The following is a 23,505-nucleotide window of genomic DNA, read 5'->3' as shown; positions in this document are numbered from 1 at the left end:
CTCGGGCGTTGTCGGGGAACGACTCAACCGGCCGGTCCGACCCCGAGCTGCTCAGAGCCAGGGGAACCAGGGCTTAGTTGTTGCCGTTGGGTCCCCCTTTGGTGTTCGTGGGGTTGGGGTTGGGAATCCCGGGGATTCCGGGAAGTGTGGGGGTGTCGTTCCCTTTGGGCGGCTCCACCGGCTTGGTCATCAGCCCGACCGAGGTGTTCGGGTCCACCTGGGTCCCGGCCGGCGGGTTCGACACGGTGACGATCGCGTTCGGGTCCTGCGGGCCGGAGACGACGCTGTACTGCAGGCCCATGCCCAGCAGGGTCTTGGTGGCCTTTTCGAGCGACTGGTTGACCAGCGGCGGGACGGTGATCTTGTCCGGCGCCTTGTAGATGGTCAGGGTGATCTTGGTGTTGGCCGGCTGCTTGCCGCCCGCCGGGTTCTGCGAGGCGACCGTGTTGACCTTGGCCGGGTCGGTGGTCTGCGCCGTCTTCGAGGCGTCCACCTGGAAGCCCGCGCCCTCCAGCGCGGCCTGCGCGGCCTCCTTCTGCTGGCCGACCACGCTCGGCACGTTGATCTTGGCCTTGCCCTGCGAGACGGTCAGCTTGACCGCGGCGGACGGGTCCGCGCCGCCGGAGGCCGGGTCCTGCGAGATGACCTGGTCCAGCGGGACGTTGTCGTCGTCCTTGTAGTCGGTCGTGACGTTGGCGAAGCCGGCGTCCGCGAGCGCCTTGATGGCCTGGTCCTTGGTCTTGCCGACCACGCTCGGCACGGGGGTCTTGGCCGGGCCGGAGGACAGCTGCACGGTGATCGTGGCGGCCTCGGCGACCTGGGTGCCGACCGCCGGGTTCTGCGTGCAGACCTGGTCCTTCTTGACGTTGGTGTCCGGGCAGGCGATCTTCTCGCCCTCGGCGACCACCAGCTTGGGACCGGCCTGGGCGAGGATCGTCCTGGCCTCGGCCAGGGTCTTGCCGACCAGGTTGGGCGCCGAGACCTGCGGGGTCTCCTTCTTGTCGTCGCCCTTCTTGTTGCTGAACATCGCCTGGGCGACGAAGAAGGTGCCGACCAGGACCAGCACGGCGGCGACCGCCAGCAGGATCCAGGAGGTGTTGCTCTTCTTCGGCGGCTCCTCGGCCCGCCGGCCGCCGCGGCCGTAGCCGTCGTCGTAGCCGTCGTTGCCGCCGCCCTGGGTACCGGCGTAGGTCTGGCCGTAGCCGTCGTCGTAGCCGCCGGCCTGGGACTGGGCGGGGTAGCCGGCCGGGGCGGCCTGCGGCAGCACGGTGGTCGGCCCGCCGGGCGCCTGCTGCGGCAGCACGTTGGTCTGGCCGTACGGGTCGTGCTGCTGCGGGTAGCCGTTCTGGTCGTAGCCGTACCCGGCGGCGCCCATGCCGTACGCGGCGGCCTGCTGGGCGGCGGCCACCGGCAGGCCGTCGAGGAAGCGCTCGATGTCGTCGCGCATCTCGTCGGCGGTCTGGTAGCGGTAGTCGCGGTCCTTGGCGAGCGCCTTCAGCACGATCGCGTCGACCTCGGGGCGCACCTCGGGGTCGAAGACGGACGGCGGCTGGGCCTCCTCCCGCACGTGCTGGTAGGCGACCGCCACGGGGGAGTCGCCGACGAACGGCGGGCGGACGGTGAGCAGCTCGTAGAGCAGGCAGCCGGTGGAGTAGAGGTCGGAGCGGGCGTCCACCTGCTCGCCCTTGGCCTGCTCCGGGGAGAGGTACTGGGCGGTGCCGATGACGGCGGAGGTCTGCGTCATCGTCATGCCGGCGTCGCCCATCGCGCGGGCGATGCCGAAGTCCATCACCTTGACGTTGCCCTGCCGGGTGAGCATGACGTTGGCGGGCTTGATGTCGCGGTGCACGATGCCGGCCCGGTGCGAGTACTCCAGGGCCTGGAGGATGCCGATGGTCATCTCCAGCGCCCGCTCCGGCAGCAGCCGGCGGCCGGAGTGCAGCAGCTCGCGCAGCGTGGAGCCCTCGACGTACTCCATCACGATGTACGGGATGGAGATGCCGTCGATGTAGTCCTCGCCGGTGTCGTACACGGCGACGATCGCGGGGTGGTTCAGTGACGCCGCGGACTGCGCCTCACGGCGGAAGCGGGCCTGGAACGACGGATCACGGGCCATGTCGGCCCGGAGCGTCTTCACGGCGACGGAGCGGCCGAGCCGGGTGTCATGGGCGAGGTACACCTCGGCCATGCCGCCGCGTCCGAGGACGCCGCCGAGCTCGTACCTGCCGCCGAGGCGACGAGGCTCTTCCATAGTTCCGACCCTCTCCCTCACCCGCCGGTGAGGTTGTGACGTAGGTGTCCCCGCACGCTCCGTGTGACGCCGTCCGGGACCCGGATGGTTCTGCTGTCAGGACCGTCCGGCACCGCGTGGACGGCAACGGGTACACCCGTTGCTGCGGATACGCTACCGGTCGGACCGCGCGGGACCCGAGTCGGCCGCAGGCCGATATCAGACCGGTATCCGGACAGGGGTGCCGATCGTGACATTTCCCTCACCCGCCGGCGCTTCCCGTCACTTGCCCAGGACGGCCTGCATCACCGACTTGGCGATCGGCGCGGCGAGCCGGCCGCCGCTGATGCCGTCGCGGTTGTTGGAGCCGTCCTCGACGACCACCGCGACCGCCACCGAGCGGCCGTCGGAGGCCTTGGCGTAGGACGTGAACCAGGCGAACGGCAGGCCCGCGTTGCCCTCGCCGTGCTGGGCGGTGCCGGTCTTTCCGCCGACGGTGAGGCCGGGGATCCGGGCGTTCTTGCCGGTGCCGTTCTCGACCACCGAGACCATGAGTTCCTGGAGCTTGGCCGCGGTGGCCGGGCTGACCGGCTGGGAGAACTGCTTGTCGGTGTGCTTGGAGATGGTGGTCAGCGAGGCGGAGCGCTCCTCGGCGACCAGGTAGGGCTGCATCAGCGTGCCGTTGTTGGCGATCGCCGCGGAGACCATCGCCATCTGCAGCGGGGTGGCCTGGGTGTCGTGCTGGCCGATCGCGTCCTGGGCGGTGCCGTCCGGGGTGGAGTTGGACGGGAAGACGCTCTTCTCCGAGCGGATCGGCGTGTCGACGGTGCTGTTGAAGCCGAACTTCTCGGCCTGCACCCGCATCTTGTCCTTGCCCAGGTCGGCGCCCATCTTGGCGAACACCGTGTTGCAGGACTGGTCCATGCCGGACTTGATGGTGGCGTTGCCGCACTGCTCCCGGTCGGACTCGTTCTTCAGCACGAAGTTGGTGCCCGGCAGGGTGTACGGGTCCGGCGTCTGGGTCTGGTCGTCGATGTTCTGGTAGAGCCCGTTCTCGAACGCGGCCGCCGCGGTGACCAGCTTGAAGGTCGAGCCGGGCGGGTAGGTCTCGCGCAGCGCCCGGTTGAGCATCGGCTTGCTCGGGTCGGCGTTGAGGTCGGTCCAGGCCTTGCTGTCCGAGGTCTCGTTGCCGGCGAAGCTGGCCGGGTCGTAGGACGGCGTGGAGACCAGGGCGAGGATCGCGCCGGTCTTCGGGTCGAGCGCGACGACCGCGCCCTTCTTGTTGCCGAGCCCGTCGAAGGCGGCCTTCTGGGCCTTGGAGTTGATCGTGGTGACGACGTCGCCGCCGCGCTTCTGCTCGCCGGTCAGCATGTCCAGGGTGTTGCGGAAGAACAGCCGGTCGTCGCTGCCGGAGAGGATGCCGTCCTCCAACTGCTCCAGCTGGCTGGACCCGAAGGCCTGCGAGGAGTAGCCGGTCACCGGGGCGTACATCTGGGGGTCGGTCCAGGACCGCTTGTACTTGTAGCGCAGGCCGTTCACGAAGGTCGACTGGGTGATCGGCTGGCCGTCGACGATGATGTTGCCGCGCGGGTAGGCGTAGCGGTCGTAGACCTGGCGCTTGTTGTACTTGTTGCTCGCCCACTCGTCGGCCTGCACGCCCTGGATCCAGTTGGTGCGCACCATGAGGGCCAGGACGAGCACGAGGCAGAAGATCGAGACCCGGCGGATCGGCTTGTTCACGAGGCGGTACCCCCCTGGATCTCGGGTGTGGGGGTGGGTTCCACCCCGGGGCGGCGGGCGTTGTCGCTGATCTTCAGCAGGATCGCGACCAGCGCCCAGTTGGCGACCACCGAGGACCCGCCCTGGGCGAGGAACGGCATGGTCATACCGGTCAGCGGGATCAGGCCGGTGACACCGCCGGCGACCACGAAGACCTGGAGCGCCATCGCCGAGGAGAGGCCGACGGCGAAGAGCTTGCCGAACGGGTCCCGGGCGGCGATCGCGGTGCGCAGGCCGCGCTGGATCAGCAGGGCGTACAGCATGAAGATCGCCATCATGCCGGTGAGGCCGAGTTCCTCGCCGAAGGAGCCGAGGATGAAGTCGCTCTTGGCGGCGAAGTCGATCAGCCAGGAACGGCCCTGGCCGAGGCCCGAGCCGGTCACCCCGCCGGAGCCGAACGACATCAGCGCCTGGCCGATCTGCTCGGTGGCGTACGGCGCGTGGTTGGGCTCGAAGGCGGCCATCGGGTTGAGCCAGGCGTCGATGCGGGTCTTCACGTGGCTGGTGGTGGAGGCCACCGCGACCGCGCCGCCGACCGACATCAGCAGGCCGAAGACGATCCAGCTGGTCCGCTCGGTGGCGACGTAGAGCATCACCACGAAGAGGCCGAAGTACAGGAAGGACGAGCCGAGGTCGTTCTCGAAGATCAGGATCAGCAGGCTGAGCAGCCAGATCACGATGATCGGGCCGAGGTCGCGCCCGCGCGGCAGGTACAGGCCCATGAACCGGCGGCTGGCCAGTGCCAGGGCGTCCCGCTTGACCATCAGGTAGCCGGCGAAGAACACCGTCAGGATGATCTTGGCGAACTCACCGGGCTGGATCGAGAAGGAGCCCATCCGGATCCAGATCTTGGCACCGAAGTCCTCCTTGCGCTCCGGGAAGAACGCCGGCGCGGCGAGCAGGACCAGGGCCACCACCATCGAGATGTAGGTGTAGCGCTGGAGGACCCGGTGGTCCTTGAGGAAGACCATCACCACGATGAAGCCCGCGACGCCCAGGCCGGACCACATCAGCTGGTTGGAGGCGGCCGGGAAGTTGTTGTGCAGCAGCGGTCCGGCCTTGTCGAGCCGCCAGATCATCACCACGCCGAGGCCGTTCAGCAGGGTGGCGATCGGCAGCATCAGCGGGTCCGCGTAGGGCGCGAACCTGCGCATCAGCAGGTGCGCGATCAGCGCCAGCGCGCCCATGCCGGCGCCGTAGCCGAGCATGCCGGCCGGCAGCTCGCCGTCCATCGCCAGGCCCACGTTGGCGTACGCCAGGACCGGTAGCACCACCGCGAAGGCGAGCATCGCCAGCTCGGTGTTGCGCCGGTTCGGCGAAGCCTGCGGGGAGATGGTGGTGTTGCGGCGGCGCCGCGAGGACGCGCGGTCGGCCGGCACACCGGTGTCCCGGCGGTTGGCGTCGCTGCTCACATCGAAGGTGCTCATGCTCCCGCCTCGCTACGCCCGGCAGGGGCATTCGCCCATGCGTGCCTCTTGACGGCTCTCCCCCGACCTCCGGCCGGGGGGACCCCCACGCTTCGCTCACTCACGTCGTAGCCGCTCCCTGACGGCCGGCGGCCCCGCGCCGGGCGGGCCTATGTCGGGTCGCGTCCATCACGGCTTGGGGCAGGAGTCGGCGCGCTGCCGCTCCTCGTCGGTCAGGCCGGGCAGGTCGCCCTGCGGGGCCGCCGGGGCCGCGGCGCTCTGGCTGGGCGTGGCCACCGGGGTGGTGACGCCCGGGGCCGGGGTGTTCGCGGGGACTCCGGCGGCCGGGGCGCGGCCGGTGGCCGACGGGCTGGGCGTGCCGGCCGCCACGAACCCGGCCTGCGTCGCGACCGTCCCCGCGGCCTGCTGGACCGGCTGCTGGCCGGGTGCCGGGACGGCGCCCGGCGCGGGCGGGTTGGCGGCCGCGGCCCGGACGTCGGCGACCTTCCGGCAGAACGCGGCCTGCTCGCCCAGCTTCTTCACCTTGTCGTCGGCGTCGCCGAGGCTGGCCGCCGAGATGGTGTTGGTGACGTGGGTGCGCTGGTCCTGCGGGAGGTACTTGAGTTCGATGTCCTTGTACGGCGTGTGCACCGAGGACAGGCTCAGCCCGGCCAGGCTCTGGTTGACGCCCTGGTAGACGGCGACGTGGTCGCCCTCGGCGCCGACGTAGTACTGGCTCTGGGTCCACTGGTAGCCGAAGAAGCCGCCCGCACCGAGCAGGCCCAGGGTGACCAGGCCGACCAGCGAGAAGGTCAGCGCCCGGTTCCCGCGCCTCTTGCGGGGCGGTTCGTCGTCGTAGTCCTCGTCCCCGTAGGCCCCGGGCTCGGTGCCGCGGCCCTCCGGGTAGCCCTCGGCCGGTCCGAAGCCGCCCTGGCCGTCGGGGTGGCCGGCGGCGTAGCCCTCGGCGGGGCCGAAGGCGCCCTGGGGGCCGCGGCCCAGTCCGGCGGCGCGGCCGGCCGGGGTGTCCGCGATCGAGCGGTCGGCGGCGGCCGAGGACGGCGGGGTCTCGGCGACCGCGCCGACCACCACCGGCACGTCGTTGAACTGTCCGCTCAGGGTGTCCGTGGCGCCGACGTCCAGGACGTCCGCCACGATGCAGGTGATGTTGTCCGGGCCGCCGCCGCGCAGGGCGAGCTGGATCAGCTCCTGCACGGTCTGCTCGGGCGAGTAGAAGCTGCCCAGGGTGTCCTGGAGGGTCTGGTGGCTGACCGGGCCGGAGAGGCCGTCGGAGCAGATCAGGTAGCGGTCGCCGGCCCGGACCTCGCGGATCGACAGGTCGGGCTCGACCTGGCCGCGGCCGTCCAGGGCGCGCATCAGCAGCGAGCGCTGCGGGTGGGTCTCGGCCTCCTCGGGCGTGATCCGGCCCTCGTCGACCAGCCGCTGCACCCAGGTGTGGTCCTGGGTGATCTGCACCAGCGCACCGTCCCGCAGCAGGTAGGCGCGGGAGTCGCCGACGTGCACCAGGCCCATCCGCTGGCCGGTCCAGAGCATCGCGGTGAGGGTGCAGCCCATGCCTTCGAGCTGGGGGTCCTCCTCGACCATCTGGCGGAGCCGGTCGTTGGCGCCCTGGACCGCGTCGCCGAGCAGGGTCAGCAGGTCGGCGCCCGGCACGTCCTCGTCCAGCCGGACGATCGAGCCGAGCACCTCGGAGGACGCGACCTCACCGGCCGCCGCGCCGCCCATGCCGTCGGCCACGGCCAGCAGCCGCGGACCGGCATAGCCGGAGTCCTCGTTCCCCTCCCGGATCAGTCCCTTGTGGGAGCCGGCGGCGAAGCGCAGCACCAGGGTCATGCGACCTGTGCCCCCCTCTGGGTCATGGACGGGATGCTGTCCCTCATGCGCTACTACTTCCGCAGTTCGATGACGGTCCTGCCGATACGGATCGGCATGCCCGGCTGGAGCGGGGTCGGCGCGGTCAGGCGCTGACGGTCCAGATAGGTGCCGTTGGTGGAGCCTAGATCCTCCACCGTCCACTGCCCAGTCTGGTCGGGATAGATCCTGGCATGCCGGGATGACGCGTAGTCGTCGTCCAGCACGATGGTGGAGTCGTGGGCGCGGCCGAGCGTGATGGTCTGGCCCTGCAGCGCGACGGTGGTGCCGGCCAGCGAGCCCTGCACCACGACGAGCTGGGTCGGGGCGCCGCGGCGCCGCCCGCCGCCCTGGGTCGGCGGACCGCCCGGGGCCGGCTGGCCCTGCGGGGCGCGCCCGGGTGGCGCCGGTGCGGGCGCGGCCGTGGCGGCACCGCCGCCCCGGCGGGAGGCCCGCGGGTTCACCCGCGTTCCGAACAGGTCGCTGCGGATCACCTGGACCGCGACGATCACGAACAGCCACAGCACGGCCAGGAAACCCAGCCGCATGACCGTGAGGGTCAGTTCTGACATAACCGCGCCCGCTCTACCCTTCGACCTGTCGGTAGACGATGGTGGTGGAGCCCACGACGATTCGAGAGCCGTCGCGGAGCGTAGCGCGCTGGGTGTGCTGCCCGTCCACCACGATGCCGTTGGTGGATCCGAGGTCCAGCACCATCGCGGGGGTGCCGGGCCGGATCTCGGCGTGCTTGCGGGAGACCCCGGGGTCGTCGATGCGGACGTCCGCCTCGGTGGAGCGGCCGAGCACGCAGGCGTTGCCGGTGATCTGGTGGCGGGCGCCGTTGACCTCGATCCAGCGGCGGACCGCGGTGCCGTGGCCGGCGCCGGGGAACGGGCGCACATTGCCGCCGGCCGGAGCGGGCGGGCCGGGGGGCATGGCCGGGGGCGCGGCGGGCGGCGGCGGGGGCGCGCCGTAGGGGGCGGCGCCGGGCTGCTGCCACGGCGCGCCGGGGGCCTGGGCGGCCGGCGGGCGGCCGTAGCCGGGCTGGGTCGGGTGCGCGGGGGCGTGCTGCTGCGGCTCCTCGGCGGCGAGGGTGCGGCTGCGCACCCGGTACAGGCCGGTGTCGAGGTCCTCGGCCTTCTCCAGGTTCACCTGGAGCGGGCCCATGAAGCTGTAGCGCTGTGCCTCGGCGTACTCGCGGACCATGCCGGCGAGCTCGGTGCCCAGCTGTCCGGAGTAGGGGCTCAGCCGTTCGTAGTCGTGCGAGCTGAGCTCGACGATGAAGTCATTGGGCACGACGGTCCGGTCGCGGTTCCAGATGCTCGCGTTGTTGTCGCACTCGCGCTGCAGCGCTCCGGCGATCTCCACGGGCTGGACCTCGGACTTGAACACCTTGGCGAAGGTGCCGTTGACGAGACCCTCAAGTCGCTGCTCGAACTTCTTCAGCACTCCCATGGGGCACCCCCTTCCAGGGTTCGTTCGCCTGCCTGCCGACCGGTGTCCGGGAGGAGCCGGTCGTGCCTACTTGCGGTACTTCCGTACTGATCGTATCCACGCCGGGGCCATCCGTACGGTTCCCGGACCACGTGGTGCCCGGGGGTGGGCTCGGACACACAGGGTGACGCATCCGGGCGGCACCATGCCAGGGCTACCCGCCGGTCGGGACCGCCGTCCTTCGCCCGCCTGTCCGTCGGGCATCCGTTCGGATGCGCTCGGGTGCCGCGGGGAACGGATTCGGAGGTGACCCCCAGGTCGTGCTAATGTTTTCCACGTCGGAAGGGGCGCCCACCGGGTGGCCCGATCGAAGAGCCGCGAAGACCACATGGTACCGAGCGGGTCGGCTGATCGACCGGCAAGCGGTGAAAACACCCATGCGCGGGTGGCGGAATAGGCAGACGCGCTGGATTCAGGTTCCAGTGCCCGAAAGGGCGTGGGGGTTCAACTCCCCCCTCGCGCACAGCGAAGCCCCGCAGATCTTCGGATCTGCGGGGCTTTCTTGTTCTTCGTCCCCCACCGGGACGGCGGGACCCCGGGGGACTGCCCGTGCGGTCAGGAGGAAGGGGCCGGGAGGTCGGCGCGGACCTCGAAGCCGCCGTCCGGGGTCGGACCGGCGGTGAGCGAACCGCCGAGCAGCTGGGCGCGTTCGCGCAGGCCGACCAGGCCGTGGCCGCCGCCCGGCAGGATCTGCACGGGGCGGACCGGCGGCGCCTCGTTGCGCACCTCCACCCGCAGTCGCCGCCCGCGGGCCCGCACCCGGACGTGGACCGCGGCCTCGGGCGCGTACTTGGTGATGTTGGTGAGCGCCTCCTGCACCGTGCGGTAGGCGGCCCGCTCGACCGCCTCCGGCCAGGGGCGGTCGCCCGGGACGAGTTCGGCGTCCGCGGTCAGCCCGCTCTCCTCGATCAGCCGGGGCAGGTCGGCCAGCCGGGGCTGCGGGGCCAGCGGGGTGCCCGTCCGCGGACCGCCGGCCCGCAGCACCCCGACCATCTGGCGCAGCTCCTCCAGGGTGCGCACGGACAGTTCGCGGATGGTCCTGGCGACGCCGGCGGCCGCCGGGTCGGGGGTGGACACCTGGAGCGCGCCGGCCTGGATGCTGATCAGGCTGACCTGGTGCGAGACCACGTCGTGCATCTCCCGGGCGAGCCGGCCGCGCTCCTCGCTGAGGACCCGCTCGGCGAGCAGCCGGCTCTCCCGCTCCTGGCCGCGGGTCAGCTCGTCCAGCCGGGACGCCAGCTCGCGCCGGGTCCGGGAGAGCAGCCCGGTGGCGGCCGGGCCGGCCGCCAGCATCACGGACTGGATGGCGTACAGGGCGGTGTCCCGGCTGATCGTGAAGGTCTGCTCGGAGACCGGCCAGTGGAAGAACTCGACCAGGGCGAACAGGGTGGCGCAGGGCACCACCACCCGGGGCCGGGGGCGTTCGGCGGCCACCGTGTAGACGGCGGTGATCGGGGCCAGCCAGATGTCGTCGAGGTAGCTGCCGGGCATGGTCAGCAGCAGCACGGTGACCGGGAAGCGCCGCCGCCACAGCAGGGCGACGGCGGCCAGCACCGACAGCAGGGTCTGCCACGGCGGGGCGCCCCGGGCCACCAGGGCGGCGTCCACCAGCGAGTAGAGGGCGGGCAGCAGGAGCATCAGCCAGGGCGCGGTGAGCCCGGCCGGCGGTCGTCGGGCGGCAGCGGCGCCGCCGCTCATGCCCCGTCGCTCGGCTTCGGGCGCACCAGCCCGGCCCGGTGGGCGATCACGGCCGCCTGGACCCGGTTGGCGGCGCCGAGCTTGCCGAGGATCGCGCTGATGTGGTCCTTCACGGTGCCGGTGCCGAGGAACAGCCGGTCGGCGATCTCGGCGTTGGACAGGCCCTCGCCCAGCAGCGCCAGCACGTCGAGCTCCCGGCCGGTCAGCGTGCGGGCCAGGGTGGCGGCCTCGGCGTCCGGGCCGCCGCCGTCCACGTAGCCGCCGATCACGGTGCGGGTCACCGTCGGGGAGAGGATGTTGCCGCCCGCCGCGAGCACCCGGACGGCGTGCACCAGCTGCTCCGGGGCGGTGTCCTTGAGCAGGAAGCCGGAGGCCCCGGCGCGCAGCGCGGTGCCGATGTACTCCTCGGTGTCGAAGGTGGTGAGCATCGCCACGGCCGGCGGGTCGGGCAGGGCCCGGAGCCGGCGGAGCACCGAGATGCCGTCCATGTCGGGCATCCGGATGTCGAGCAGCACCACGTGCGGACGCAGCCGCTTGACGTGCTCCTCGGTCTGCGCGCCGGAGCAGTCGCCGACCACCTCCAGGTCGGGGGCGGAGCCGACGATGAGGCCGAGCCCGGACCGGACCAGGATCTCGTCGTCCACGATCAGCACGCGGGTGGTGGCGATGGGGCCCTCCTCGGTTCGGCGGCCGGGCCGGGCCGGTCCGCATGACTGGAATCGAGGGTAGGGCCTGACCGGCGGCTTTGCCGGTGCCGTACCGGTCGGGCGACCCCCGCCGAACGGCGGGGGTGTGAATCCGCTACCTGGTTCACGCAATTCTCATCATCGGTGGGGAACCATGGAAATTGGCTGCCGCTCAGTCGGCCTGCCGGCCGAGGTGGGGCGTCCAGCCGGGTCGTGTGCGGATGCGACCCGCCACCTGATCGTTTGGAATTGAGCTGTGTCGTCCACTGTGAAGCCGGAGCCCTCCACCTCCCCCACCGGGTCCGGTTCCGGGCCCGGCGCCGTCATGGCGCGCTGGCGTCCGCGGGCCGCCGTGGCGACGGTCTGGTACCTGCGGCTGATCGCCCTGCTCAACCTCGTCACCGTGCTGCTGGTGCCGTTCCGGGACCAGGTCGAGACGCACAACGAGGGCGAGTACTTCACCCCCTACCTGATGACCGCCGGCCTGAGCAGCGCGGTGCTCTCGGTCTTCCTGGCGGTCGCCATGCGGCGCCGCAAGCGGGCCGCGTGGATCTTCAACGCCGCCCTGGCCGGGCTGTTCGCGCTGCTCTACCTGGGCGCCATGTCGCTGCCCGACGAGGGCTTCGACCGGCACCCGCTGAACTATGTCTCCACCGTTCTGACCTGCGGTTTCGTGCTGGCGCTGCTGGTCGGCCGGAAGGAGTTCACCTCCAAGGGCGACCGCTCCAACCCGAAGACCGCCGCCGCCACCTTCGTGGCCGGCCTGGGCTTCGGCGGCGTGGTCGGCGCCGCGCTGGTCATGCTGACCAACAGGCTGCCGGACGCCGACTTCTGGGACATGTTCCGCTACTCGGTCGGCCGGATGGTCACCGTCACCCCGTCCGAGCACCTGCGCTCCGTGATCGACGCGCCGACCTGGGTGAACGCGGTCATCAACACCATGGGCGGGCTGCTCTTCCTGCTCGTCCTCTACGTGGCGTTCCGCAGCCCGCGCGGCAAGGAACTGCTCACCGCCGAGGACGAGCAGCGGCTGCGGGTGCTGCTGGACAAGCAGGGCGAGCGGGACTCGCTCGGCTACTTCGCGCTGCGCCGGGACAAGGCGGTGATCTTCTCGCCGAGCGGCAAGGCGGCGGTCACCTACCGGGTGGTCGGCGGAGTCTCGCTGGCCTCCGGCGACCCGATCGGCGACCCGGAGGCCTGGCCGGGCGCGATCGACGCCTGGCTGGCCGAGGCCCGGGAGCACGCCTGGGCGCCGGCCGTGATGGGCGCCTCCGAGGAGGCCGGCGTGATCTACGCCCGGCACGGTCTGGACGCGCTGGAGCTGGGCGACGAGGCGATCGTCGAGCTGGACGAGTTCTCGCTGGACGGCCGGGCGATGCGGGTGGTTCGCCAGGCCTACAACCGGGTCAAGCGGGCCGGGTACACGGTGCGGATCCGCCGCCACGAGGAGATCCCCGAGAGCGAGATGGCCGACCTGGTCGCCAAGGCCGACCAGTGGCGCGACGGCGCGACCGAGCGCGGCTTCTCGATGGCGCTCGGCCGGCTCGGCGACCCCGGCGACGGGCGCTGCGTGATGCTGGAGTGCCACGACGCGGACGGGGAGCTGAAGGCGCTGCTCAGCTTCGTGCCGTGGGGGGCGGACGGGCTTTCGCTGGATCTCATGCGCCGGGCCCGGGACACCGAGAACGGTCTGATGGAGTTCATGGTGATCGAACTCCTGCAGCGTGCCGGCGAGGTGAATCTGGCCCGGGTCTCGTTGAACTTCGCAATGTTCCGGTCCGTTTTCGAGCGCGGGTCGAAGCTCGGCGCCGGGCCGGTGCTGCGGCTCTGGCGTTCCGTTCTCGGCTTCTTCTCGCGGTGGTGGCAGATCGAATCGCTCTACCGGGCCAATGCCAAGTACCGGCCGATCTGGGAACCGCGTTATCTGCTGTTCGAGAAGAGCAGCGAGATTCCGCGGATCGGTATCGCCAGTGCCCGGGCCGAGGGCTTCATCACCGCACCGAGCCTGCCCGCGCTGTTCCGTCGCCGGCACCAGGGGCCGCCCGCCGTCGAGGCGCCCCGCGTGCCGGTGGCGGCACGGGGCGGGAAGGGGTAGACCCTCCGCCGGGGGGCGGAGGGGGCCGGGCACCCGGATGGGGGGATTTCGGGGTGGCTCCTCCCCCCTGAGGATGACGGGGATCGGCACAAATGCCGATGTGGTCCCGTAAAGCGCCTTCTAATGTGGGAGTACGCAGGAAGGCGCTTGCGGCCACGGGGATTTGGAGAACGGATTGTGATGCGGAGGGCCCACGCGGGGGGCGTGCGAAAGGGGCCGGTGGCTATTGCCCGAGAGGCCGCTGTCGCCGAGTGGGGAACGCTGTTCGGAACGGTCCGGGAGCGGGTGGTCCGCAGGAAGTTCGCAGCCGTCCCGTTCGCCACCGCGGCGACCTGTCTGATCCTGTTGTTCAGCATCGTCCAGCACCTGCCGGGCGGGGAGCGCCTGGTCACCCAGATCGGGGTGGTGAAGGCGGCGCTGCCGCTGGAGGTCTCGCTGCTGCGGACGCCGCTGTCGCTGTACGTGCCGGCCCTGGACCTGCCGGTGTGGGGGGCGCTGGCGCAGGTCTTCGTGGTGTTCGGGATCGCCGAGATCGTGCTCGGCCGGCGGCTGACCCTGGTGGTGGCCTACACCTGCACGCTGGCCGGGACGCTGTTCGCCCGGGTCGGCGTGGCGATCGGCCCGGACCACCTCTTCGGGTTCCCGAAGTGGGTCGCCCATGTGCGGGACACCGGGCCGTCGGCCGCGGTGGTGGCGCTGGCGATCTGCATCGCGTTCCGCTGTCGGGCCTGGTTCACCGCCGGGCTGGTGGTGGCGCTGATGGTCGGTGAGGCGATCGTGCTGCCGAACCTGGCGGGCATGGAGCACGTGGTGGCGGTCATCGCGGCGCTGCTGATCGCGGTCTCGGTGGAGGTGTTCGGGGACTTCTGGCCGCGGGTTCTGACCGGGGTCGGGGCGGCGGCCGTGGTGGCGGCGGCCACCGCCTCCCTGGAGGCGGCCGCCGACGCCCGCCTGCGCACCCCGGCCGGCGCCGCCGCCGTGCCGTAGCCCCGCCGGCCCGCTCACCCCGGCCGCAGCCGACGAGCACGCAGCCGACGAGCACGCAGGCCACGAGCCGGACGTCGGCGCCGGGTAGGAGCGGTCCGGAGGCGAGTGGGCTCCGATCAGAGGGGCAGTTCGAACCAGACCACCTTGCCGACCGCTTTTCGGGCGGTGCCCCAGTGGTCGGCGAGTTTGGTGACCAGGGTGAGGCCTCGGCCGGTTTCGCCGAGCTGTTCGGCGGGCTCCAGCGACGGCAGGTTGTGGTTGTCGTCGCTGACCTCGACCAGCAGCTTGTCGACCCGGATCAGCTGGAGCTGGACCCGGTCGCGGGCGACCCGGACGGCGTTGGTGACCAGTTCGCTGACCAGCAGCACGACGGTGTCGCTGAGCGACTCCAGGTGCCAGGCGGCGAGCTGCTCGCGGACCAGGGCGCGGGCCCGGCCGACCTCGCGCTGGTCGACGGTGAGGTCCCAGGTGGCGACCTCGCTCGGCGCGACCCCGTCGAAGCGGGCCACCAGCAGGGCGACGTCGTCCTTGCGGTCGTCCGAGTGCAGCCGCTCCAGGACCACGTCGCAGGCCTGCTCGGGGCTCTGCGTGGGGTCGATCAGATTGCCGCAGAGCGCGGCCAGCCCGGCTCCTATGTCGCCGCCCCGCACCTCGACCAGGCCGTCGGTGCAGAGCACCAGCATCGAGCCGTCCGAGACGTCGATGGTCTTGGCGACGAACGGGACCCCGCCCACCCCGATCGGGGCGCCGGCCGGGATCTCCAGCAGTTCGCCGGTGCCGTCGGGGTGGACCAGGACCGGCGGGACGTGGCCGGCGCTGGCCAGCTCGCAGGTCCGGTTGATCGGGTCGTAGACCGCGTACAGGCAGGTGGCGAGGTGGTCGTCGCCGAGCTTGTGGGCCAGGTTGTCCAGGTGGCGCAGTAGTTGGCCGGCCGGCAGGTCGAGGGCGGCCAGGGTCTGCATCGCGGTGCGGAAGCGGCCCATCGCGGCGGCCGAGTGCAGGCCGTGGCCCATGACGTCGCCGACCACCAGGGCGACCCGGCTGCCGGGCAGCTGGATCGCGTCGAACCAGTCGCCGCCGACCTCGGCCCGCGAGTCGCCGGGCAGGTAGCGGTGGGCGATCTGGACACCGGGGATCTGCGGCGGGCGGGTCGGGATCATCGACCGCTGGAGGGTGGTGGCGACCCTGGACTCGGCCCGGTGCAGCCGGGCGTTGTCGAGCGAGAGCGCGGCCCGGGCGGCGAGCTCCTTGAGGGTGGCGGCGTCGCCCTCGTCGAAGGGGCCGCGGTCGGGGAGCCGGAGCAGTTTGAGGGTGCCGAGCACGGTGCCGCGGGCGGAGAGCGGTACCACCAGCATCGAGCGGTCGGAGACCACCGGGACGAGTTCCGGGCCGCCGAGCGCGGCGGCGTAGTCGACGGCGACGTCCCGGGTGATCACCGGGACCAGTACCGGCTGGTTGAGCTGGAGGGCCATGCCGGGCGGGGTGCGGCGGGGCATGGCGACCAGGGAGCCCTCGGCGAGCACGTGGTCCCACTGGCCGGTGGACTCGTTGCAGGCGAGCGCGACCCGGCGGAGCATCGTGTCGTCGTCCGGGCGGGCCTCGGGCAGCTCGGAGTCGGAGATCAGGCCGTCGACGAGGTCGACGCAGGCGAAGTCGGCGACCCGGGGGACCAGCACCCGGCACAGCTCGTGGGCGGTGAAGCCGAGGTCGAGGGTGGTGCCGACCTTGCCGCCGACCTCGTTGAGCAGGGCGAGCTGTTCGCCGGCGTGGCCGTTGGTGAGGAACGGGCCGAACCGGCCGGACGACGGCGCGGGGGCGGGCTGCGGCACGGCGGCGGCGGGCGGTCCGACGGTGGTCTGCTCGATGGTGGTGCCTCCTCTCGGCGGGGCCGGGACGGCCGGGCCGGTGGCCGGCGCGCCGAGACCGGCGGTGGCCGGGGTGGCGGCGGCCGGGGCGGCGGCCTGCGCGGCCGCGGCCTCGCGCTGGGCGGGCAGCGGTCCGGCCGGGCGGCGGCCTGGGGCGGACTGCTCGGGCTGCGGCGGCGGGCCGAGCCGGGCGGTGCGCTGCTGCGCGGTCGGGTAGCGGCGGCCGATCCCGGCCGCGGCGTGCGCGGTGCCGGCCGCCGGGTCGGCGGGCCGCACCGGCAGGACGGTGGCCGGGTCCAGCCGCAGGGCGGGCAGCCCGGCCCGGGCCAGTGCGCCGAGCAGCGGTCCGCGGCGTTCGGGGGAGCGGGGCAGCAGGGCGGCCAGCGGCGGGGGGACCGGCAGGCCGGCGGTGGTCAGCGCGGCGGAGAGCCGGTGGAAGCCGCCCAGCGCGCCGGGGGCGGCGGCGAACGGCAGCAGCCGCTCGCCGACGGCCAGCCGGGGGCCGGACGAGCGCAGCGGGCGGGCGTCGGCGGCCAGGGCGAGCAGTCCGCCGGCCGGGCCGTCCACCGGGTAGGCCCACCAGAACACGTCCCGCGGGTGCTCCTCGCGGTCGACCACGGGCAGCCGGCCCGCCCAGGCGGCGTCGGCGGTCAGGGCGGCGAGGGCGGTGAAGGCGTCCCGGCGGCGTCCGGCGGCCGGGGCGGCCGGGCCGGTCCCGCCGCGTGACTCCGCGGCGGGCAGCAGGCCGGCCGCGGGGCGGTCGTGGACCGCCTCCGCGCGGTGTCCGAAAAGTTCCTCGGCGGCCCGGCTCCACTGGGCGATCCGCCCGTCGTGGTCGACCAGCACGAGGGCGAGCCGGACCAGGGCGACCACGCCTGACGGCTGGTCACCCGGTGCGGTGCCGGGCGCCGGGTCGGTGCCCGCCGGACGCGGTGTGGAGTTGGGATCGTCCACCATGGATTCGGTCTGCTCCCGCCTGGCCGCCATGTCGGGAGACGGCCGTTTCTCCGGAGGAAGGCATGCTGTGCGGATACCAGCGAAGCACGGACGGGCCGGGAGCCGATAGCGAAACGGGGAGATTCCTCGGTATCGGTTGCGTGTCATGTGCCGTGCGCCGGTCCGCACTCCCCGTCCACCCCGGATCGGCGGCGCGCACCTGGGCGGTAGGGTCGCAGGACGGCACGCAGGAGGAGGCGAGAGGTGACCGCGCAGATCCCGGTCCGCTGGACCGATCCGGAGCAGCAGGAGCTGGAGGAGCGGGTCGAGGCCGCCGAACTCGCCTGGCTCACGATGGACGTCGACGTGCGGACGCTGCGGGTCGAGATCGACAACTTCGCGCTGATCCACCACCAGCTGCTCGGACCGCTGTACGCCCGGCTGGACGAGCTGGACGCGCTGCTCGCCGAGGCGGTGGCCGCCCGTACCGGGGACCCGGAGGACCTGCGGCGGGCCCGGGAGGCCCGGCAGCGGGTCGATGACCTGCCGGACCTGGACGCGCTGTTCGACAGCGTCCGCGAGCGGGGCGCCCAGGAGGAGGCCCCGCCGCCGCCCGCCGCGCCCGCCCGGGTGCGGCCCGGCCGGGACGCCCAGCGGATCTACCGCGAGCTGGTCCGCCGCGCCCACCCCGACCTGTCCACCGACCCGCAGGAGCAGGGCCGCCGGGCGGCGTTCCTGGCCCGGGTCAACGAGGCCTACGCGTACGGCGACACCGGTGCGCTGGAGGCGCTGGCCGACGAGTGGTCCACCGCGCCCGAGGCGGCGCCCGCCGTCGGCTCCCCCGACCGGCTCGGCTGGCTGCGCCGTCGGCTGGAGTGGCTGACCGGCCGGATCGGCGAGCTCGCCGCCGAGCAGGTCCGGCTGGAGCGCAGCGCGATGGGCGAGCTGCTGGCGCTGGCCCCGCAGGACCCGGACGGGCTGCTGACCGAACTGGCCGAGCAGCTGCTGGCCAAGGCCGCCGCCCGGCAGGCCGAGCTGGAGAACCTGCTCGGCGGGCCGGTGGGGGACAATGACGGGGCCGATCCCGACGCCCAGGAGAACCAGACGATGTTTGCGCAGATCCCCGCCATCGACGCCGCCGCCGTGCCCGCGGAAGCCGCCCTGCTGGACGTCCGGGAGCAGGACGAGTGGGACGCCGGGCACGTTGAGGGCGCGCTGCACATCCCGATCGGCGAGGTGGTCGCGCGGATCGGCGAGCTGCCGGACGAGCGGCTGTACGTGCTCTGCCGGGTCGGCGGGCGTTCCGCGCAGGTCGTCCAGTACCTGGTGCAGAACGGCCGGGACGCGGTGAACGTCGACGGCGGGATGTACGCCTGGGAGGGCGCGGGCCGTCCGATGGTGAGCGGCACCGGGCAGGACGCCTTCGTCCTGTAGCGGGAAGGCGCGGACCGGGAGGACCGGGGGCTCCGCAGGACGCCGGGAGTAGGGCAGGATGGGCGCGCGACCGGGCCGGCGCGGTGCCGGTCCAGCCCGTCCCCGGGGGAGTCCATGGCCGAGAGCGCCGAGGCCGCCGAGCACGCCGAGCACGCCGAGTCCGCCGACTTCGAGGAGAACGGCGGGCTCGCCGGGAGCAAGCACCCGCCGCCCGTCCTCCGCCGGGTCCGGTCGGCGCCCGGCCGGGTGGTCCTGGGCACGGCCGCGGTCCTGCTGGTGACGGCCACCGGGCTGTTCCTCGGCGCGGTCTTCCTGCACGTGGCGCCCGCCAATTCGCTCTCCCGGGAGTACCGGGAGCAGCTGGACGGCCTGGTCTACCCGGAGTTCGAGCAGAACTGGAAGCTGTTCGCGCCCAATCCGCTGCAGCAGAACGTCGCGGTGGACGCCCGGGTGCGCACGGCGTCGGCGGACGGCGACGCCGTGGTCCACGACTGGGTGGGGCTGACCGCGCAGGACATCGCGGCGATCCGGGGCAACCCGGCGCCCGGCCACGCCGACCAGAACCTGCTGCGCCGGGCCTGGGACTTCTACGACGGCTCGCACAACGCCCAGGACGAGTCGCAGACCACGCCGCGCGGGCTGCTCGCCGAGGAGTACCTGAAGCGGATCGCGGTGCAGCGGATCGGCCGCAGCGTGGACGGCCGGCCGGTGGTGGCGGTCGAGCTGCGGGTGACCACGACGACCGTCGCCCCGCCGGAGTGGAGCGGGGAGACGGCGCCGCCCGCGCCGAGGGTGCGCGAGCTGCCCTGGTGGCCGGTGGGCGACGAGGACCTGCGGGGGCTGTGGTGAGCGGCACCACCCTCGACGAGGCCCCCCGTCCGGCCGGGCCGCCGCCGGCCCCGGACGGCGCCCCGGACGGTCCGCGCCGGCCGGGTCCGGCAGGCCTCGCGGCCCGGGCCTTCGAGGTGTTCGCCGGCCGGGTGCTCGGGCGGTACCAGGCGGCGGCGGTGCGGATCGGCTTCGGGCTGGTCTGGCTGGCGTACCTGCTGCGCGAGTGGCCGAACCGGCGGCTGCTGTACGGCGACACCTCGCCCTGGTCGACGGAGCTGGCGGAGCAACTGCTGGCCGACAACGGGGCGCTGACGGTGCTGCCCTGGTTCGGCGGGCGGCCCTGGTTCGAACTGGTCTACCACCTGGGGGTGCTGGCCGCGCTGGCGGTGCTGCTCGGCTGGCGGACCAGGGCGGCCACGGTGCTGTTCCTGGTCACCGTGCTGTCGCTGCAGAACCGCAACGTCTTCCTCGGCGACGGCGGCGACAACATCGTCCACCTGATGGCGGTCTACCTGGTCTTCACCCGGTGCGCCGAGGTGTGGTCGCTGGACGCCCGGCGGGCCCGGTCCGGGCGGGGCGGTCCGGCCGGGGTGCTGCTGTGGGCGGTGCTCGGGGCGGTGCTGCTGGTCTGTCAGCTGGGCGGCTTCGCCGGGACCGGCCTGGCCTGGACGGTCCCGGCGTTCCCGTACGTCGGCTGGGGGCCGTTCTTCTGGACGCTGTGGGCGGTGGCCGGGCTCTGGTGGCTGGTGGACCGGCTCGCGCCGCGGGGCGAGACCCGGGCGGTGCTGGACGCGCTGGCGACCATGCTGCACAACTGCGCGATGCTGGTGATCGCCGTCGAGGTGGTGCTGATCTACGCCACGGCCGGCTGGTACAAGGTGCAGGGCTCGCGCTGGCAGGACGGCACCGCGCTGTACTACCCGCTGCACCTGGACTACTTCACGCCCTGGCCGGCCCTGTCCGGGCTGGTCGGCGGGGCGATGCTGCCGGTGTTCCTGATCACCTACGGGACGGTGCTGCTCCAGGTGGCCTTCCCGTTCACGCTGGTGAACCGGCGGCTCAAGAACGTGCTGCTGGTGGTGATGATGGCCGAGCACGCGGGGATCGCGGTGCTGCTCGGGCTGCCGGTGTTCTCGCTGGCGATGATCGCGGCGGACGCGGTGTTCCTGCCGACCGCGGCGCTGCTGTGGGCCGGGGAGCGGGTCGCGCGGATCCGGCCGGGGGACCGCCACTAAACTGACCGGTATGTCCTGGTTCGCCGCGCTTCGAGACACCGCGCGGACCGGACTGACCATCGACCGGACGCTCACCGACCCCAAGCGGGCGCTGCGCGGCGCGGTCGCCGTCGCCCTGGTGCTCTTCCCGACCCTCGCGCTCGCCGACGCCCGGCTCGCCACCTCGGCCGCGATGGGAGCCTTCATCGCCGGGACCGCGACCTTCCAGCGCAGCTTCCGGCCGCGTGCCACGCTCGCCGTCGCCGCCGGGATCGGACTCGGCGTCAGCACGTTCTTCGGCTACCTGGCGGCCGGGGTGACCGGGGTGTTCCCGGTGCTGCTGGCGGTCTGGGCCTTCGGGGCCGGGCTCGCCTGGGCGATCGGGCCGACCGCCGGGGTGGTCGCCGCCAACACCCTCTCGGTGATGCTGATCGTCGTCCAACTGCCGGTCAGCCCGCTCACCGCGCTCGGCCACGGGCTGGTCTGCGCGCTCGGCGGCGTCGTCCAGGCGGTGGTCATCACCCTCTGGCCGATCGGCAGCTGGACCGCCCAGCGCGAGGCGCTCGCCGACACCTACGCCGAACTCGCCGACTACGCGCGCCGGCTGCGCCAGGACCCGACCGCGCACGTCGACCCGGAACCGTTCATCGAGGCCCGCCACGCCGCCGCGCTGACGCCCTGGCAGGACCGGCGCAGGCCGCCCGAACTGCGCGGCCTGCGCGGCCTCGCCGAGCGGATCCGGCCCACCCTGGCGGCGATCGCCGACCCCAAGGTGGGCGCCCCCGAGGAGGGCCCGGAGCGCGACCGGGCCCGGGAGGTGCTGGCCGCCTCCGCCGAGGCGATGGACGCGCTGGCCCGGGCGGTCCGCACCGGCGACCCGCTCCAGCTGCCCCGCTCGGCGCCGGCGCTCACCCTGGTCGCCCGGACCGAGGGCCCGGAGCTGCGCGGCGCCGCACGCCGGGCCGCACGCCGGCTGGCCGGGCTGCTCCGCAAGGCCGCCGACGCGCTCGACCGCGCCTCCGAGGACACCATCGACACCCCCGTGGTCCAGCCCGGCGGGGCGCTGCGCAAGCCGCCGCTGGTGCGGATGCTGCCGACGGCGCTGCGCGCGGTGCGGCGGCAGTTCCATCCGCACTCGGCGGTGTTCCAGCACGCCGTGCGGCTGACCGGGGTGGTCACCGCCGCCTACCTGCTGGCCCGGCTGGCCGGCTTCGAGCACGGCTACTGGGCGCCGATGACGGCCGCGATGGTGATGCGGCCGGACTTCGCGCAGACCTACAGCCGGGGGGTGGCCCGGCTGGCCGGGACGGTCGTCGGGGTGGCCGTCTCCACCCTGGTGGTGCAGCTGGCCCGGCCCGGCGAGTGGGTGCTGGCGGCGCTCGCGGTGGTCTCGATCGCCGGCGCCTATCTGACCTTCCGCACCGGCTACGCGGTGATCACCACCTGCATCTCCTCCTACGTGGTCTTCCTGCTCGGCCTCCAGGAGGGCGACCCGCTGGCCACGGCGGTGGAACGGGTCGGCCTCACGCTGCTCGGCGGCTCGGTCGCACTGCTCGTCTACGCGCTCTTCCCGACCTGGCAGACCGCCCGGCTCGGCGAGCGGCTGGCCGAGTGGCTGGCCGCCGCCGGGCGGTACACGGCCGAGGTGATCGCCGTCTACGAGCGGCCGGCCGCGCCGCGCGGACGGGAGGTGCGCTCGGCGCTGCTGGACTCCCGGGAGGCGCGCTCGGAACTGCTCCAGGCGATGCAGCGGGCCGACGCCGAGCCCGGCCGGCACGCCTCCGGGCTGCCCGGGGTGAGCCGGCGCCAGCTGGACCGGGCCCGGGCCGCGGTCGGCCACCTCGGGCGGGTCGCCGTGCTGCTGGAGGCCCACCTGCCCGGCGCGGACGCCGAGCCGGTGCCGGGGGCGGCCGAGTTCGCCGAGGAGTTGCGGCTGGCCACGGCGCTGGCGGCGGGCGCGCTGCTGACCGGGCGACCGGTGGAGTTCGGCGCCGTCCGGGAGGCCCAGGAGCAGTTGGAGCGGCGGCTCGCCGAGGAGCCGGCCGGGGTGCAGGGGGACGTCGTGCGCTCCGGCACCCGGCTGCTGCTCCAGGCGCTGAAGGACCTCGAACGGGCGCTGCGCGGCGGCGGTACGGCGGCCGCCGCCGAGCGGCGCGACCCGGAGCCCACGGGGCGTTGAGGCCCGCCCCTGCGGGGATGGCAGAGTGAGCGGGATGAACGAGGAACTGCTGCGGGTCTGGCGGGCCGGCGCCGAGGAGCCGGGGACGGTGCTGCTGGACGGGTTCCACCCGCTGAAGCACGCGCTGCGGTTCGGCGGCGCCGTCCGGCAGGTGCTGACCGCCGACCGGGCCGCGCTGCTGGCGCTCGCCGCCGAACTGGCCCCGGACGTCGCGCCGGCGCTGGACGCGCTGGCCGTCGAACTGCCGGAGGCCGCGCTGCGCACGCTGGCACCCCGGCTGCACCCGACCGGGGTGGTCGCGCTGGCGGTGCGGCCGACCGCGGCGGCCAACCGCGCCGCGCTGGCCGTCCGGCCCCGGCCGGCCCCCGTCGTGCTGCTGGAGAACCCGCGCAACCTGGGCAACGTCGGCGCGGTGATCAGGCTGGCGGCCGGCTTCGGCGCGGCGGGCGTGGTCACCACCGGCGAGCTGGACCCCTGGCATCCTGTGGTGCTGCGCGGCAGCGCGGGCCTGCACTTCGCGACCGCCGTCGAGCGGTTGCCCCTTGCGGAGCTGCCGGCCGGTCCGCTCTACGTGCTGGACCCGGAGGGCGCGGACATCCGGACGACGGCCTTCCCGGACGACGCGGTGCTCGCCTTCGGCACCGAGCGGCACGGGGTGACGCCGGAGCTGAGGGCGCGGGCCGACGAACTGGTCGCGGTGCCGATGCGGCCCGGGGTCTCCAGCTTCAACCTGGCGACCAGCGTGGCGATGGGGCTGTTCCACTGGATGTCCGGACGCCCGCCCGGCGCGCCGGTCTGAGCC

General features: G+C 73.4%; 16 protein-coding genes and 1 tRNA gene. 8 read left to right on the top strand and 9 right to left on the bottom strand.

The annotated features are described in order from the left end of the window. Positions 1-73: 73 nt before the first annotated feature. The 6 genes from pknB to ACFU74_RS15690 form a co-directional block, all read right to left on the bottom strand. Positions 74-2,251, bottom strand: coding sequence for a Stk1 family PASTA domain-containing Ser/Thr kinase (pknB, locus tag ACFU74_RS15715; RefSeq protein WP_380756749.1), 2,178 nt, complete (start codon positions 2,249-2,251; stop codon positions 74-76). A gap of 261 nt (positions 2,252-2,512) precedes the next feature. Next, positions 2,513-3,970, bottom strand: coding sequence for a peptidoglycan D,D-transpeptidase FtsI family protein (locus ACFU74_RS15710; RefSeq protein ID WP_380756746.1), 1,458 nt, complete (start codon positions 3,968-3,970; stop codon positions 2,513-2,515). Then, the gene (locus ACFU74_RS15705) at positions 3,967-5,436 is read right to left on the bottom strand and encodes an FtsW/RodA/SpoVE family cell cycle protein (RefSeq protein ID WP_380756744.1); all 1,470 of its coding nucleotides are present in this window, start codon (positions 5,434-5,436) and stop codon (positions 3,967-3,969) included. Before ACFU74_RS15705 ends, ACFU74_RS15710 begins: the two co-directional genes overlap by 4 nt. A gap of 168 nt (positions 5,437-5,604) precedes the next feature. Next, a complete protein-coding gene (locus ACFU74_RS15700; RefSeq protein WP_380756742.1) occupies positions 5,605-7,266 on the bottom strand; it encodes a PP2C family protein-serine/threonine phosphatase in 1,662 nt (553 codons plus the stop codon). A 53-nt stretch (positions 7,267-7,319) separates the two neighbouring features. Then, positions 7,320-7,856: an FHA domain-containing protein gene (locus ACFU74_RS15695; RefSeq protein WP_380756740.1), complete on the bottom strand. Its 537-nt coding sequence runs from the start codon at positions 7,854-7,856 to the stop codon at positions 7,320-7,322. Between the two features lie 13 nt (positions 7,857-7,869). Further along, a complete protein-coding gene (locus tag ACFU74_RS15690; RefSeq protein WP_380756737.1) occupies positions 7,870-8,739 on the bottom strand; it encodes an FhaA domain-containing protein in 870 nt (289 codons plus the stop codon). 418 nt (positions 8,740-9,157) lie between these two features. Here ACFU74_RS15690 and ACFU74_RS15685 point away from each other — a divergent pair. After that, positions 9,158-9,241 (top strand) — tRNA-Leu (locus ACFU74_RS15685). 92 nt (positions 9,242-9,333) lie between these two features. On the opposite strand, the gene ACFU74_RS15680 is transcribed toward ACFU74_RS15685, so the two are convergent. Both ACFU74_RS15680 and ACFU74_RS15675 read right to left on the bottom strand, forming a co-directional pair. Continuing rightward, positions 9,334-10,476: a sensor histidine kinase gene (locus ACFU74_RS15680; RefSeq protein ID WP_380756734.1), complete on the bottom strand. Its 1,143-nt coding sequence runs from the start codon at positions 10,474-10,476 to the stop codon at positions 9,334-9,336. Beyond that, positions 10,473-11,123, bottom strand: a complete 651-nt coding sequence (locus tag ACFU74_RS15675; RefSeq protein ID WP_380756756.1) for a response regulator — start codon at positions 11,121-11,123, stop codon at positions 10,473-10,475. The genes ACFU74_RS15680 and ACFU74_RS15675 overlap by 4 nt, the downstream gene beginning before the upstream one ends. A 364-nt stretch (positions 11,124-11,487) precedes the next feature. Here ACFU74_RS15675 and ACFU74_RS15670 point away from each other — a divergent pair, with 364 nt between their 5' ends. Together ACFU74_RS15670 and ACFU74_RS15665 are read left to right on the top strand one after the other, a co-directional pair. Beyond that, positions 11,488-13,257 (top strand): phosphatidylglycerol lysyltransferase domain-containing protein, encoded by a 1,770-nt coding sequence (locus tag ACFU74_RS15670; protein ID WP_380756754.1) that lies wholly within the window; start codon positions 11,488-11,490, stop codon positions 13,255-13,257. A 219-nt stretch (positions 13,258-13,476) separates the two neighbouring features. Further along, on the top strand, positions 13,477-14,244 hold the full coding sequence (locus ACFU74_RS15665) for a hypothetical protein (RefSeq protein ID WP_380756732.1): 768 nt from the start codon (positions 13,477-13,479) through the stop codon (positions 14,242-14,244). A gap of 116 nt (positions 14,245-14,360) precedes the next feature. On the opposite strand, the gene ACFU74_RS15660 is transcribed toward ACFU74_RS15665, so the two are convergent. After that, entirely contained in the window at positions 14,361-17,066 is a 2,706-nt protein-coding gene (locus ACFU74_RS15660; RefSeq protein WP_380756730.1) for a SpoIIE family protein phosphatase, read from the bottom strand. A gap of 243 nt (positions 17,067-17,309) precedes the next feature. Between ACFU74_RS15660 and ACFU74_RS15655 the strand changes: the two genes are divergently transcribed. From ACFU74_RS15655 to ACFU74_RS15635, 5 genes are all read left to right on the top strand, one after another. Next, positions 17,310-18,479: a rhodanese-like domain-containing protein gene (locus ACFU74_RS15655; RefSeq protein WP_380756728.1), complete on the top strand. Its 1,170-nt coding sequence runs from the start codon at positions 17,310-17,312 to the stop codon at positions 18,477-18,479. Between the two features lie 114 nt (positions 18,480-18,593). Continuing rightward, positions 18,594-19,328 carry a DUF5819 family protein gene (locus tag ACFU74_RS15650; RefSeq protein ID WP_380756727.1) on the top strand — a complete coding sequence of 245 codons (735 nt, stop codon included), beginning with the start codon at positions 18,594-18,596 and terminating at the stop codon, positions 19,326-19,328. Further along, entirely contained in the window at positions 19,325-20,545 is a 1,221-nt protein-coding gene (locus ACFU74_RS15645; protein WP_380756725.1) for an HTTM domain-containing protein, read from the top strand. The genes ACFU74_RS15650 and ACFU74_RS15645 overlap by 4 nt, the downstream gene beginning before the upstream one ends. A 10-nt stretch (positions 20,546-20,555) precedes the next feature. Continuing rightward, a complete protein-coding gene (locus tag ACFU74_RS15640) occupies positions 20,556-22,703 on the top strand; it encodes an FUSC family protein (RefSeq protein ID WP_380756723.1) in 2,148 nt (715 codons plus the stop codon). Between the two features lie 34 nt (positions 22,704-22,737). Further along, positions 22,738-23,502 carry a TrmH family RNA methyltransferase gene (locus tag ACFU74_RS15635; RefSeq protein WP_380756721.1) on the top strand — a complete coding sequence of 255 codons (765 nt, stop codon included), beginning with the start codon at positions 22,738-22,740 and terminating at the stop codon, positions 23,500-23,502. The last annotated feature ends 3 nt before the right edge of the window (positions 23,503-23,505 follow it).

The organism is Kitasatospora sp. NPDC057500, from assembly GCF_042802195.1.
Classification (GTDB): domain Bacteria; phylum Actinomycetota; class Actinomycetes; order Streptomycetales; family Streptomycetaceae; genus Kitasatospora.
The sequence above is the reverse complement of the archived record's forward strand: the minus strand, read 5'-3'. Positions and strand labels throughout refer to the sequence as shown.